Genomic DNA, 13,341 nt, shown 5'->3' with positions numbered 1-13,341 from the left:
TTCTCTTATTCATAATTTAATATTTTATACTGAACCTCTCCTTGCAATTACTACCACGACTGTTTTTAAAATAATCTTTATGTCAAGTCCGATAGTCCAGTTTTTTATGTATTCGTTGTCTAACTTAACAACTTCTTCAAAATCCGTAAAATCGCTTCTGCCACTTACCTGCCAGATTCCTGTAAGCCCCGGCTTAGCAGCCAGTCTGCTTTTATGATGTAGCTCATACTTCTCGTACTCATCCATTGTTGGCGGTCTGGTTCCTACTAAACTCATGTCGCCTTTAAGGATACTCCAGAAATTTGGAAACTCATCTAAAGACGTGCTTCTTAAGAAATGTCCAAGTCCTTTTCTACTGCCATCAGGTCCGCTGCCAATGATTCTGGGATCATTGTCCAGTTTGAACATCAGTCCATCCATTTTGTTTTTGTCCATATATTCTTTTTTTCGTTCTTCAGCATCTGAATACATTGAACGGAATTTGTATATTTTAAACTTTCTGCCGTTCTTTCCAACCCTTTCCTGTCCAAAAAATACAGGACCTTTAGGGTCAGCAATTTTAATTGCCGGTGCGATAAAAATAAACAATATCGCTGTTATGAGACAGCCCACAATGCCGGCACATATATCCAGCGCCCTCTTTAAGAAAATCTCATAAGGCTGCACCGTCTTCATACTTGTTGTTAAAACATTAACTGCATTAATTCTGCCAAAATATACATTAGGAAGTCCCTGTGTAAACATATTCATCTTAACATGCACTGTTACTCCCATTTCCAAAAACTTATTTGTGACCCGCTCGATTTCATCCTGTCTGCCCGGGTCCATACATATAAGTACATCATCTATTACGTTATGACAAACATATTCATATACGTCTTTACCATACGCCACTACCGGTATTCCCATAATTTCACTACACTTTGATTCCGGCTCCACAATGGCTATTCCCACAACATCATAAGTTTTATCATGACCGTCTTTTATAAGATTAACCGAATCCACAGCCATTTCCTCATTGACTAACACCAAAATTTTTACTGTGTTATACTTAGACAGTCCCTCATTATCATTAATAATTTTTTTCAAAATTATATGCACCATATACATAACTATGGTATTAATACAAAAATAGCTTATAAATGTCAATCTCGAATACTGTATACTTAACTGCATAACAAACAAATAGCTGAAAACCACTGCTATCATTTCCAAATTATATATAAATACCTTTTGAAATTCTCCGAAATATCCACGTTTCAAGATTCCTGAGTACCAATTTGAAAAATATGTTATACAAAAATGCAAAACCATTATCATAATCATTATCATTCGATAATCTTTTATTTCGTATACATTTGCAATTCCGTGTCTTAACCAATATGCAAGATTAAATGTTATGTTTAAGCATATCAAATCGGCCAGAATAAAATCAAAATGCTTTATCCAGCTGCTTTTTTTTATATGCATATATGTACCCTCCCAAATTTGCCTCAATATCAAGTTATATTTGCTACATTTTTCGACCTAATACCGTTTTTATTTTATCTTATTATCTACTAATTGTAAATATGGAATATTTGTAAACTTTTGTGACTTATGTGTTAAATATGCCCCATGATTATTGATTTTGCCTTTTAGAATTGGTAATTTGTATATTATGAATTGTTATTTGTTCTGAAAGGAGTTTTGTTATGAACTTTAGAAATAAATTTTCCAATTTTATGTATGGCAGATACGGCATTGACCAGTTATCAAGATTTATACTTGGTGTAACATTTGTTCTTTGCATTCTTTCCTTTTTCACAAAAGGTGCAGTAAATTCCGTATTAAGCATTTTAATATTTGCTTCTATTGTTCTTCTTTACTTTAGAATGTTTTCGAGAAACATATATAAGCGTGCAGCTGAAAACGAAAAGTATTTAAGAATAATTTCTAAAATTAAATTTAATAAAAATTTCAGTAAAGAAGCCAGAGAGCAGAGGAAATATTATAAATTTTTCAAGTGTCCCGGCTGCGGTCAGAAAATCCGTATTCCCAAGGGACACGGCAAAATCGAAATCCGCTGTCCTAAATGCAACAATAAATTTATAAGAAGAAGTTAATATGTTTGGATATGTTGTTGTAAATAAACCGGAATTAAAAATTAAAGAATTTGACATTTACAAAGGTTATTATTGTGGACTATGCCGGTCATTAAAGAAACGATATGGATTAATGGGACAGCTTACCCTAACCTATGACATGACTTTTTTAAGTATGCTTTTAACGGCACTTTATGAACCGGAAATTTTTGATGAAATGCACAGATGCATTGCACATCCCACAAAAAAGCGCCGCATGATATCTTCTAAATATACAGATTATGTGGCAGATATGAACATTATCTTGTCCTATTACAAGTCTATGGATGACTGGAAGGATGACCGGAATGTTATTAAGCTTTTATTTGCCAAACTAATTAAATCAGGAAAAAATGATTACCTGGAAAAATCCCAGGCTATAGCTTCATTGCTTAACGAGCTCGGTACCCGCGAAAAAAATAATGAGACAGGCATTGATGTTATGGCAGGGATTTTCGGTAAAATTATGGCAATTTTGTTTGTTCCACAAAAAGACCGTTGGAGCGATACGCTGTCACGTATGGGATTTTTCCTTGGAAAATTTATTTATATTTTAGATGCCTATGACGATTTAGAAAAGGACATTAAAAAAAATTCCTACAATCCTTTTAAGGAAATTTGCCAAAATCCCGGTTTTGATGATAGAATAAAGCAGATGCTTACTATGATGATGGCTGAATGTTCCAAAGAATTTGAGACCCTGCCTATTCTTGAAAATGCGGAAATACTTCGCAATATTCTCTATGCCGGGGTATGGAACAGATTTAGCACCATCTATAAAGAGAGAACCGGTACAGGCACTGAAAATAAATAATTCGTTTCCATGGTTATCCTTTATATAACGTAAGTTTCATTGTGAAAAAGTTTTAAATTTAACAGATTGAGAGATACAAAATGAACGATCCATATAAGGTTCTTGGCATAGACCCAAGTGCCACAGATGATGAAGTTAAAACAGCATATAGAAAGTTAAGCAGAAAATATCACCCGGATGCTAATATTAACAATCCCAACAAGGATAAAGCTGAAGAAATGTTTAAGCTTGTAGGTCAGGCATACGACCAGATTATGAATGAGCGTAAAAACGGATATTCCGGTGGTTCCGGAAGCTACTCCGGTGGTGGATATAACGGTAACCCTTACGGTCAGTATAGTGGCAATCCTTTTGGAGGCTTTGGTGGTTTTGGTGGCTTTGATGATTTCGGCGGTTCCTATGGAAGAAATACCGGATACAGTCAGGATGATTCATATTATTCTGCCGCTTCTAATTATATAAACAACGGCAGATTTAATGAAGCATTAAACGTACTTAATAACATAAATGACCGAAATGCCCGTTGGTATTTCCTCAGTGCCATTGCCAATAATGGTGTAGGAAATAATGTTATTGCCCTTGACATGGCAAAGACAGCCCTTCAAATGGAACCAAATAATGCCACATATCAGCGTCTGGTTCAGACCTTGGAAAGTGGTGGGCAATGGTACAATCAGAGACAATACTCATATGGCGGTGACCCGGATAAAATGTTTTGTTGTTCTGATCCATGTACTGCGTTATGTCTTATGAATTTATGTTGCAGATGCTAAATGATATTACGTAATTATGGGGCTGTCGCTCATTCAGTGCGACAGCCCCTATTTATTAAAACATCTTATTTACTCCAATCCATATTTCAACATTTTTTTCGCATCATTCCACCGCTGCTCGTCTGTATTGTCGTTAAGTACCACGCTGACACATTCCTTATCACCCTTTTTTCCAACTGACACAAGACATTTTCCTGCCAATCCGGTACTTCCTGTTTTCAATCCCTGACAATATTCGTAATAGAAACTTCCATTTTTATTTAACAGTGCATTAGTAGAAGTCCATGTTTTACTAAGTGTATCTGAATATGCAGAACTTTTACCACATATATCTGCAATAACTGAATTACTGTATGCCTCAATGGCTATCTTAGATAAATCCGTTGCTGTGGTATATTGATCATCATCGTCGTATCCGTCAGGAGATGTGAAATGGGTATTTTCCAATTCCATGTCCCTTACATTTCTGTTCATTTCCAATACAAAACGCTGTACGCACTGCTGGGAAGTAAAGGTCTTTCCTTCATTGGCAATATTATCCTCAAAAATTTCCTGACCTGCCGCCTTTGCCAAAACATATGCAGCATCATTTCCTGATGAAATTAAAAGTCCCTGCAACAGTTCCTTTACTGTTACCACCTGTCCTCTGGAAAAACCTGCCTTGCTGGAATCAGAAGCAATAAAGGTTATTTCATCCCCTATTGTAACTACATCATTAACGTTCATAATTTGCAAAACCGTAAGTGCCGTCATTAACTTTGTGGTACTTGCCGGGTACATATGCTTATTTTCGTTTTTAGCATAAAGAACGTTATTTGATTTTATGTCAACCAATATTGCTGACTGTGCACTAATATTTTCACTAAAGGAACTGCTTTTGGTTTCCTTATAATTAACCGGATGAAGGCTATAATCCGTCCATGGATTTTTTTCTGTAATTACATAATTATCATGTATAAAATCCTGAACCACAACTTCCTTTTGAGCTGCCTCCATTACCGGATTCCCATTTTTCTTTTTTTCCTTACCTGTATTAAATGCATAATTTACAGTGCAAACAATAAGTAAAACTGCCATGGCTGCACTGATTACGCAAGTCAATCGACTTCTCACTTTGCATCCTCCAATGTAAATATATGTTCATTAAAATTAATTTCATCCCAACTTGCTCCTGCCGTAACAGTATTTGCTTTTTTCCACTTTTTATACATATTATCGGCAGCATTGTCGTCAGAGGAATTAACGTTACTTTCAACTCTCTGTTGAATTTTCTGTTTTTCAAAAACCTCTATAAGCCGCTGTCTTTTAATATCAATTTTTTTAACAAGACCACTATCAGATTCTTCAAAAAAATCATTAACAGCTGCTTTTACACTGTCCTCGTCACTGTCAGAAAGCTGGACATCGTATTTTTTTGCCAGAGAACAAAAATATTCCCTGCGGCAAATATCATCCAGTACAATGCTCTTTACTCCCTCCTGCCAGGAAACGCCTTTCTTCATGTCGCTTTTCCAGTCTATATTTTTGTTTTCCGAAATATAGTAAGCCTCATATGTTGCCTGGGCCGTGTAGGCATAGTATCTTACTTCATCTGTTAAAACTCCTATACCACCTGCATTTATGGCAACTTCACTGTTTGACGACAAATCAACCTGACCTGCGGTAGTTTCCTGATTGCCTTTGTCCTTACTGCAACCTGTCAGCGTTATGGTAAATACCACTGCTAACATTAAAACAACTGCTAATTTTTTCATATAATCTCCATTCTGCACCTTTATGGCGACTTTACTGCTAAACAAGTGTGGACATGGATTCTACCAGTTTTCCTGCCCTTCCAATTACATTGTCATCATCAGGCTTTGGTGAATAAACAAAGTACGGTGTATCACCGGTAACAAACTTAAGTCTGCCTTTGTACTCCCTTACAAGAATCGGTATTCTCTCAACATCTATTTTGGCCTGATTCCACATCATTATTTTCATTTTGTCTTTAGTTCCACTGATTTCCGTAATGTAAACCTTGTGAGCCGCTGCCTTAAGCAAAACAACCTGTAACAGATTTTCAACCTGAGACGGTATATCCCCAAACCTGTCAATAAGTTCGTCCTGCATATCCTCGTACTCTTCGTCAGTTTCAATTCCTGCAATTCTCTTATATATATCCATTTTAAGAGTTTCATTCTTAATATAAGATGCAGGAACAAATGCATCACACATTAAATCAATCTTAGTTTCAAAGTCTTCTTCCGGTGTTTCACCCTTTAATACCTCAATAGCCTGATTTAGCATTTTACAGTACAAATCATATCCCACTGCCTCTAAATGTCCGCTTTGCTGGGCACCTAGAAGATTTCCTGTTCCTCTGATTTCCAAATCTCTCATGGCAATTTTCACCCCGGAACCTAACTCTGTAAAGTCTCTTATGGCACCAAGACGTTTTTCAGCCACTTCCGTAAGCATTTTATTTCTGCTATACATTAAAAATGCATATGCCATACGGTTTGAACGTCCCACACGGCCTCTTAACTGATAAAGCTGTGACAATCCCATACGCTCCGCATCGTGAATAATAATGGTGTTGGCATTTGGAATATCCAGACCCGTTTCAATAATTGTGGTACTTACAAGTACATCAATGTCTCCATTAACAAAGTCATACATAATTTCTTCTAGCTGCCGCTCACTCATTTGTCCGTGGGCAAATGCCACATTGGCATCCGGCACCATGTTTTGAACACTTGCCGCCATATCTGCAATATCCTGAACCCTGTTGTGAACAAAATAAACCTGTCCTCCTCTTGCCAGTTCACGGTTAATTGCGTCCCTTGCAATCTCCTCATTATATTCCATTACAAAGGTCTGAATAGGCATTCTGTCCTGAGGAGGTTCCTCCATAACACACATATCTCTTATGCCAATAAGGCTCATATGAAGGGTTCTTGGAATTGGCGTTGCCGTTAATGTAATAACATCAACGTTGTTTTTCAGTTCCTTTATCTGTTCCTTATGCTTTACGCCAAATCTCTGCTCCTCGTCAATAATCAAAAGACCCAAATCCTTAAATTTAACATCCTTAGATAAAAGTCTGTGAGTTCCTATTACTATATCCACATATCCCTTTTTTAAATCTCTTATATTCTGGTCTATGTTTGATTTTGTTCTAAATCTTGAAAGCATTTCCACCCTTACCGGGAAATCCTTAAATCTTTGTTTAAATGTTTTATAATGCTGCTGTGCCAGCACTGTTGTTGGCACTAAATACGCCACCTGCTTGTTATCCTGTATTGCCTTAAATGCCGCTCTAATGGCAATTTCCGTTTTCCCAAAGCCAACGTCACCGCATATAAGACGGTCCATGATTTTGGTGCTTTCCATGTCTTTTTTAACTTCATTTATGGCATTTAACTGATCATCCGTTTCCTCAAAAGGAAACATTTCCTCAAATTCCTTTTGCCACTCTGTATCCGGCGAAAATGCATATCCCTGACCATTTTGTCTTATAGCATAAAGTTCCACCAGTTCCTTGGCAATTTCTGCAACAGCCTTCTTAACCTTTGACTTTGTTTTGTTCCATTCCTGACCACCAAGACGGTTAAGCTTTGGCTTCTTTGCCTCGCTGTCGGCATATTTTTGAATCATATCAAGCTGAGTTGCCAATATATATAAATTACTTCCACCTGCATACTCTATCTTTATATAGTCCTTTACCACATGGTCTACTTCCACCTTTTCAATTCCCCGGTATATTCCCAGTCCATGGTTTTCGTGTACCACATAATCCCCTATATTTAAATCAGAAAAGCTGGATATATTACTTCCTGAATATCCATGTTTCTTTCTGCGCTTTTTCTTCCGTTCTCCGAAGATATCCGTATCGGAAATGGCAACAAATTTCACCATGGGATATGTAAATCCCTTTCTAAGCCTTCCGGATATAATCATTACTTCTCCGGGATTTACCTCTCTTGTGTCATCCTTTTCATAAAATGCACTAATTCCAAAATCCCGCAAATCCTCTGCCAAACGCTGTCCCCTTGTAGCAGATGTGGTTACCAGCAAAACGCTATATTTCTGCTTTTTGTATCTTTTAAGATCCTCTACAAGCATCTCAAATTTGTTATTATAAGGACTTATGTTTCTTGCATCTACTTCCACAAAATCTTCTGTATCAAATACTGAAACCTTTTGTGCAATGGCAGTAAATACCACCTTTGTATATGAATTTATTTTATCTGTTATTCTCTCTTTGTTCCAAAGTACATCTGTCTGCCCCGGGAGAACGTAGCCCTTCTCCAGCCTGTTAGTCATGCTGTCCTTAAACTCCCCGTTAACTGCATTTAACTGCTCTAACACACGCTTTGGTTCATCAATAAAAAATATAGGGTTATCAAAATATTCCAAAAGACTTGTAAGGCTGTCAGAAAAATAGTTTACATAACTATCTATAGATACTCCAAAAGGATTTATTTCCATATTTGTTATAAACTCTTCCACTGTAGTTTTAAGTCTATGGGCTTCCTCTGTTTTAAACTTCTTTCTAAACTTCTCTACTGTTTTGTTTAATTCTAACTTAATTTTATCAAGTCCTGCCTTTATCTCTTCCTCTGTAAAGAAATATTCTGTGGCAGGATATATCTTTATACTTTCAAGATTCTCTATTGAACGCTGGTTTTCTATTTCAAAACTCTTTATTATGTCAACCTCGTCATCCCAAAAATCTATTCTGTAAGGCACCTCATCTGTTAAGGTATAAATATCAATTATGCTTCCCCTTATAGCAAACTGCCCCGGACTATCCACCTGTTCCACAGCCTCATAACCCATTTTAACCAGTTTCTTTTTAAGGGCATCCTGCTCTATTACGCTACCCTCTGATATTTCCAGATAATTGTCTTTTATTTTATCAAGAGGCTGAATTTTGTCCATAAAGGCATCTGCTGTTACAATTACGGTAAAAGGCTTATCTTCTACTATTTTTTCAATAAATTCCAAACGTTGCTGTAAAATAAGATTTCCGTGAACATCAGCACTGAAAAATATGAAATCCTTAGAGGGATACATTACCACATCGTCTGTAAATCCCTTTATATCGTCGTATATTTCCTTTGCTTTTAATGCACTAAAAGTAACGATGACTTTCTGCCTGTAGCCATCGCTTAATCCTGTTATAAAATGTGCAAGCTGGGAGTCACTGCATCCTGTAACCTGACATGTTTTTTTCTGTGACAGACAGTCCCTGACCTGCTCATATTCATTTAATTTTAAAAGAGGATAGTAAAAACTATTCATTCTCTGCTCCTAGTTAAATTTATTCATGGCTTCCTCCACACCACATATTACCATCACTTCTGCTGCAGACGCTGCATTTCTTATAGCCTCATCTACGACCACTCTATCCTGTTTAGAGAATTTTCCAAGAACGTGCTTAACCAAATCTCCTTCGTTAGCCCCTACTCCCACTTTAATTCTCTTAAACTTATCTGTACCTGCATGGGCAATAATGCTTTTTAGTCCGTTATGACCTCCTGCACTTCCCTTTGCCCTTATTCTGATTTTACCGGTAGGCAGGCTAATATCATCAGATATTACTATTATATCACTTTCCGGGTTTAATTTGTAGAAATCAATTACAGCCCTAACAGATTCTCCACTTAGATTCATATATGTCTGGGGTTTTACTAAAACAACCTTTTCTGCACCAATCTGACCTATACCACACAAAGCTTTATGCCGTTTTGTCTTTACCTCCACTGCCATTTGCCGTGCTAACTCATCAATAACGTCAAATCCTACATTGTGTCTTGTTTTGTCATATTTTTTATCGGGATTTCCCAAACCTATTATTGCGTACATATTAATCTCCTAACTAATCTGATTTATATTATCCCCCTGTATCTGCTGATTATAAACCATAAATTATCATTAATCAACGAATTTACCATGTTCTTACATCCCTTTTATTGACTTATTCTTTTTAATAACTTATTCTTAACAAAGTAATATTTATAAAGGGGATTTTTACATGAATAGTAGTGTTTCAAAAAAAAGAATTAATTCATTTACCGGACTTCGTTTTTATATGATGATTATCATTATGTTATCTCATATGGAATTTTTGTCTTTGCTACACAATGGCTATGTTTATTCACGTTTTTTTCATAACGCTTATGTTGCTGTTAATTTTTTCTTTATATTATCAGGCTTTGGTCTCGCATATTCATATAAATGTAACGAGCATTTACCACAGATAACACTACGTAACTCCATTTCATATGGCATCAAACGCGTAAAAAAAATATATCCTGTTTATTTTATTCTTTTATTTGTATGTTTACCATATTGCCTATATTTAAGTATTTCAGATGGAAATACTATTATTGTTGCATTTTGCAAAACTATATTTAAACTTATTCTGGACATATTTTTAGTTCAATCTTCAACAGGTATTCTCCAATTAAGTACTGGAATTAATTCTGTTGGCTGGTTTTTATCAACTTTGTTTTTATTATATATATGTTGCCCTCTTTTACTAAAACTAAATGAAAAAATAAAAAACAGCTTAAAAGCCGTGTCTCTTTTTGGGGGAATTAATCTTGCCTTAATAATTATTTTTTATTATATATTTGAGGCTATTGAAAGCAGAACCTTTTTTGACTCACTATCATACACTTCTCCTTATCTTCGAATTTTTTACCTTATTTCAGGAATACTTCTCTGTGATATGGTAAAGTTATCAAAAAGCAATTTAAATGCATTTAATACTTTTTCTGAAACTGTTATTGTTTTGTTAAATATCTTATGGTTTGTTTTCAGAAATAGTATAACCATTGATATTCACATAAAATATATAGTAGACTTTTTACTATGTGTTCTTTTAATATACATATTTGCTTTTGAAAGAGGGTATATATCAAAAGCTTTATCTAATTCCTTCCACGTTAAAGCAGGAAATGACACTATGTACTGGTTTCTGATTCATTACCCTATCAGACTGTATGTACATGCAATATTTAGTTTCTTTTCTCCTGCTGCAACCTGGTATATAGGTATAATTGAGGTAACCATAATATTTGTCTTAACATTTCTTGTAACAAATATTATTACAGGGAAAAAGCATTACTCCACGGATACTTCCATGAAATAATGCTTCCCTTTTGATCTTATTCTAAAAAAATTGCTTTTTATGCTTCCTCTGAAATTTCCGGTTCTAACAGTGCTTTCTCATAAGCATCAAGTACTATTTTCTGAATATTGCTGCGGGTATCTGAGTTAATTGGATGGGCAATGTCTCTGTACTCCCCATCTGCTGCCTTTCTACTTGGCATTGCAATGAAAAGTCCCTTGTCTCCCTCAACTACCTTTATGTCATGAACAACAAATTCGTTGTCAATTGTAATTGAAACAACTGCTTTCATTTTGCCCTCTTTTGTCATCTTTCTAACTCTTACGTCTGTTATGTTCATATTTTTACTCCCTTTCTTATTACAAGCTATATCTGAAATTTCTTTCATTGACAATCTTTAATTCATTTTCATCTCCAAGATGCTCTCCCGGATTAATGGTACTGTGACTTTCCACAATGCAATTTTCAATAACCGCGTTATCCCCAATATACACATCATTAAGAATAATGGAATTTTTAATAACGCAGTTATTTCCAACATACGCCTGCTTAAATACAACAGAACCTTCAACCTTTCCATTAATGATACTTCCACTGGAAATCAAACTGTTACTTACATCTGCTCCGGTGTTATATTTTGCCGGTGGCAAATCCTCCACCTTTGAATATATATCCGGATATTGCCTAAAGAAGAAATCCCTTACTTCCGGCTTTAAGAAGTCCATATTTGTATCATAATAATTCTTGACACTTGATATATTCTTCCAATATGTATCTATTTTGTACACATATATCTTCTTTGTACTTTTATTTCTTATTATAATGTCGTTTACGAAATCGTATCTGTCTTCCGCAATGCAATTTTCAATAAGCTGTATAAGAAGTCTTCTTCTTATAACATATATTCCTGTAGATATAAGTCCACCAACTTTATTAAGTGGTTTTTCCTCGAAATCTACCACTCTTCCATTAATATCCGTACTAACAACGCCATATTCCGATACATCTGCCTTGTCTCCTGCATTCTTGCATACGATGGTTAAGTCGGCACCTGTTTCCACATGTTTTTCAAGAACTTTGTTATAGTCCATCTTGTATACCGCATCTGCCGATGCAATAACTACATAAGGTTCATGGCTTTTCTTTAGGAAAGCTATATTCTGTGCAATGGCATCAGCTGTTCCTCTATACCAGAAACCGTTGTCAGATGTAATGGACGGTGTAAATACAAAGAGACCTCCCTGTTTTCTACCAAAGTCCCACCACTTTGATGAACTTAAATGTTCATTTAATGACCACGCATTATACTGTGTTAATACTGCCACCTTCTGAATATGTGAGTTTGACATATTACTAAGTGCAAAATCAATTGCTCTGTAGCTTCCCGCAATAGGCATTGCTCCTACAGCCCTTTTCTTGGAAAGCTCCTTCATTCTGCTATTATTTCCACCTGCTAAAATTATACCAACTGCTCTCATTAAATCTCACCTGCCTTAACTATATAGTCACCTGATGAAAGCTTTCCGTCAGGGTAATCTGAAAGTTCTGTCTTTCCTGATACTGCTACATTTTTACCTAAAGTAACTCCACTTGGAATTGTGGAATTTTCACCAATTACTGCTAATTCGCAATTGTAAATCTTCTGACTTAACTTGCTGTCAGCATATTCTCCATCACCTATGGAACAATTGTCTCCGATAATGGTGTTTTCAGCTACAATTGCGTTATAAATCTTTGTTCCCTTTCCAATCTTACATCCCTGCATAATAATTGAATCATGAACTTCTGCATCTTCAGCAATATCAACATTTGCACTTATAACTGAATTATGTACATTACCTCTTACTTCACATCCATTACAGATAATGCTTCGCTCTATCTTAGAGTCGGCTGAAACATACTGTGGTGGAAGCGCCTCGCTCTTGGTATATATCTTCCAGAATTCTTCATAAAGATTAAATTCCGGAACTATATCAATAAGTTCCATGTTTGCCTGCCAGTAGGATTTAAGAGTTCCTACATCTTTCCAGTATCCTGTATATTCATATGCAAAAATTCTTTTTCCGTTCTCATGAACATATGGAATAACATGCATACCGAAATCACAGTTAGGCTGATCCTTCAGTTTAATAAGTGCATCCCTTAAAACCGGCCAGCTAAATATGTAAATACCCATTGAAGCAAGATTGCTCTTTGGATGTTCCGGTTTCTCCTGAAATTCAGTAATCTTATGATTTTCATCTGTAACTACCACACCAAATCTGCTTGCCTCTTCTATTGGTACCGGCATAGCTGCAATAGTAACATCCGCATTATTTGCCTTGTGGTAATCCAGCATAACTTCATAGTCCATTTTATAAATATGATCCCCTGACAAAATTAAAACATAATCAGGATTATATGTTTCCATATAATTCATATTCTGGAAAATAGCATTAGCCGTACCTGTGTACCATTCCGTGTTCTCACTTTTTTCGTAAGGCGGGAGAACTGTAACACCTCCGATAT

The 13,341-nt window shown here is 35.8% G+C and carries 12 protein-coding genes; 4 read left to right on the top strand and 8 right to left on the bottom strand.

Features of this window, described 5'->3' with window-relative positions; genetic code table 11:
- Positions 1-24: 24 nt before the first annotated feature.
- Complete coding sequence (locus Q5O73_RS01240) at positions 25-1,470, bottom strand: sugar transferase (RefSeq protein WP_302668862.1); 1,446 nt, start codon at positions 1,468-1,470, stop codon at positions 25-27.
- Between the two features lie 224 nt (positions 1,471-1,694).
- Between Q5O73_RS01240 and Q5O73_RS01235 the strand changes: the two genes are divergently transcribed.
- The 3 genes from Q5O73_RS01235 to Q5O73_RS01225 all read left to right on the top strand — a co-directional run bounded on the left by Q5O73_RS01235 (position 1,695) and on the right by Q5O73_RS01225 (position 3,710).
- Positions 1,695-2,105, top strand: coding sequence for a hypothetical protein (locus Q5O73_RS01235; protein WP_302668861.1), 411 nt, complete (start codon positions 1,695-1,697; stop codon positions 2,103-2,105).
- A gap of 1 nt (position 2,106) precedes the next feature.
- Entirely contained in the window at positions 2,107-2,937 is an 831-nt protein-coding gene (locus Q5O73_RS01230; RefSeq protein WP_302668860.1) for a DUF5685 family protein, read from the top strand.
- A gap of 80 nt (positions 2,938-3,017) precedes the next feature.
- Positions 3,018-3,710: a J domain-containing protein gene (locus tag Q5O73_RS01225; protein ID WP_302668859.1), complete on the top strand. Its 693-nt coding sequence runs from the start codon at positions 3,018-3,020 to the stop codon at positions 3,708-3,710.
- Between the two features lie 69 nt (positions 3,711-3,779).
- Here Q5O73_RS01225 and Q5O73_RS01220 read toward each other — a convergent pair whose 3' ends face one another.
- The 4 genes from Q5O73_RS01220 to pth are packed head-to-tail and all read right to left on the bottom strand — an operon-like array spanning position 3,780 to position 9,563.
- Positions 3,780-4,823: a D-alanyl-D-alanine carboxypeptidase family protein gene (locus Q5O73_RS01220; protein ID WP_302668858.1), complete on the bottom strand. Its 1,044-nt coding sequence runs from the start codon at positions 4,821-4,823 to the stop codon at positions 3,780-3,782.
- Positions 4,820-5,464: a hypothetical protein gene (locus tag Q5O73_RS01215; protein ID WP_302668857.1), complete on the bottom strand. Its 645-nt coding sequence runs from the start codon at positions 5,462-5,464 to the stop codon at positions 4,820-4,822. The genes Q5O73_RS01220 and Q5O73_RS01215 overlap by 4 nt, the downstream gene beginning before the upstream one ends.
- Positions 5,465-5,501: 37 nt before the next feature.
- Complete coding sequence (gene mfd / locus Q5O73_RS01210; protein ID WP_021952366.1) at positions 5,502-8,999, bottom strand: transcription-repair coupling factor; 3,498 nt, start codon at positions 8,997-8,999, stop codon at positions 5,502-5,504.
- Between the two features lie 9 nt (positions 9,000-9,008).
- Positions 9,009-9,563, bottom strand: a complete 555-nt coding sequence (gene pth / locus Q5O73_RS01205; protein ID WP_021952367.1) for an aminoacyl-tRNA hydrolase — start codon at positions 9,561-9,563, stop codon at positions 9,009-9,011.
- Positions 9,564-9,732: 169 nt separating this feature from the next.
- Between pth and Q5O73_RS01200 the strand changes: the two genes are divergently transcribed.
- Positions 9,733-10,854 (top strand): acyltransferase, encoded by a 1,122-nt coding sequence (locus Q5O73_RS01200; RefSeq protein ID WP_302668856.1) that lies wholly within the window; start codon positions 9,733-9,735, stop codon positions 10,852-10,854.
- A 37-nt stretch (positions 10,855-10,891) separates the two neighbouring features.
- Here Q5O73_RS01200 and spoVG read toward each other — a convergent pair whose 3' ends face one another.
- The 3 genes from spoVG to Q5O73_RS01185 all read right to left on the bottom strand — a co-directional run.
- Positions 10,892-11,173: a septation regulator SpoVG gene (gene spoVG / locus Q5O73_RS01195; protein ID WP_021952371.1), complete on the bottom strand. Its 282-nt coding sequence runs from the start codon at positions 11,171-11,173 to the stop codon at positions 10,892-10,894.
- Positions 11,174-11,192: 19 nt separating this feature from the next.
- Positions 11,193-12,311, bottom strand: coding sequence for a glucose-1-phosphate adenylyltransferase subunit GlgD (gene glgD / locus Q5O73_RS01190; RefSeq protein WP_302668855.1), 1,119 nt, complete (start codon positions 12,309-12,311; stop codon positions 11,193-11,195).
- Positions 12,311-13,341, bottom strand: a 1,031-nt coding sequence (locus Q5O73_RS01185) for a sugar phosphate nucleotidyltransferase (RefSeq protein WP_302668854.1), incomplete at its 5' end; no start/stop codon positions are given. The genes Q5O73_RS01185 and glgD, both read right to left, overlap by 1 nt.

Origin of the sequence: Eubacterium sp. AF15-50, assembly GCF_934835595.1 — a bacterium.
Taxonomy (GTDB): Bacteria; Bacillota; Clostridia; order Lachnospirales; family Lachnospiraceae; genus Eubacterium_G; species Eubacterium_G segne.
Note: the sequence above shows the minus strand (reverse complement) of the source record. Positions and strands in the feature narration are given on the sequence as shown.

Coding starts and splice junctions, on each gene's coding strand:
- Q5O73_RS01240 (WP_302668862.1), bottom strand. CDS start 1,470: ATGCATATAAAAAAAAGCAGCTGGATAAAGCATTTTGATTTTATTCTG.
- Q5O73_RS01235 (WP_302668861.1), top strand. CDS start 1,695: ATGAACTTTAGAAATAAATTTTCCAATTTTATGTATGGCAGATACGGC.
- Q5O73_RS01230 (WP_302668860.1), top strand. CDS start 2,107: ATGTTTGGATATGTTGTTGTAAATAAACCGGAATTAAAAATTAAAGAA.
- Q5O73_RS01225 (WP_302668859.1), top strand. CDS start 3,018: ATGAACGATCCATATAAGGTTCTTGGCATAGACCCAAGTGCCACAGAT.
- Q5O73_RS01215 (WP_302668857.1), bottom strand. CDS start 5,464: ATGAAAAAATTAGCAGTTGTTTTAATGTTAGCAGTGGTATTTACCATA.
- mfd (WP_021952366.1), bottom strand. CDS start 8,999: ATGAATAGTTTTTACTATCCTCTTTTAAAATTAAATGAATATGAGCAG.
- pth (WP_021952367.1), bottom strand. CDS start 9,563: ATGTACGCAATAATAGGTTTGGGAAATCCCGATAAAAAATATGACAAA.
- Q5O73_RS01200 (WP_302668856.1), top strand. CDS start 9,733: ATGAATAGTAGTGTTTCAAAAAAAAGAATTAATTCATTTACCGGACTT.
- spoVG (WP_021952371.1), bottom strand. CDS start 11,173: ATGAACATAACAGACGTAAGAGTTAGAAAGATGACAAAAGAGGGCAAA.
- glgD (WP_302668855.1), bottom strand. CDS start 12,311: ATGAGAGCAGTTGGTATAATTTTAGCAGGTGGAAATAATAGCAGAATG.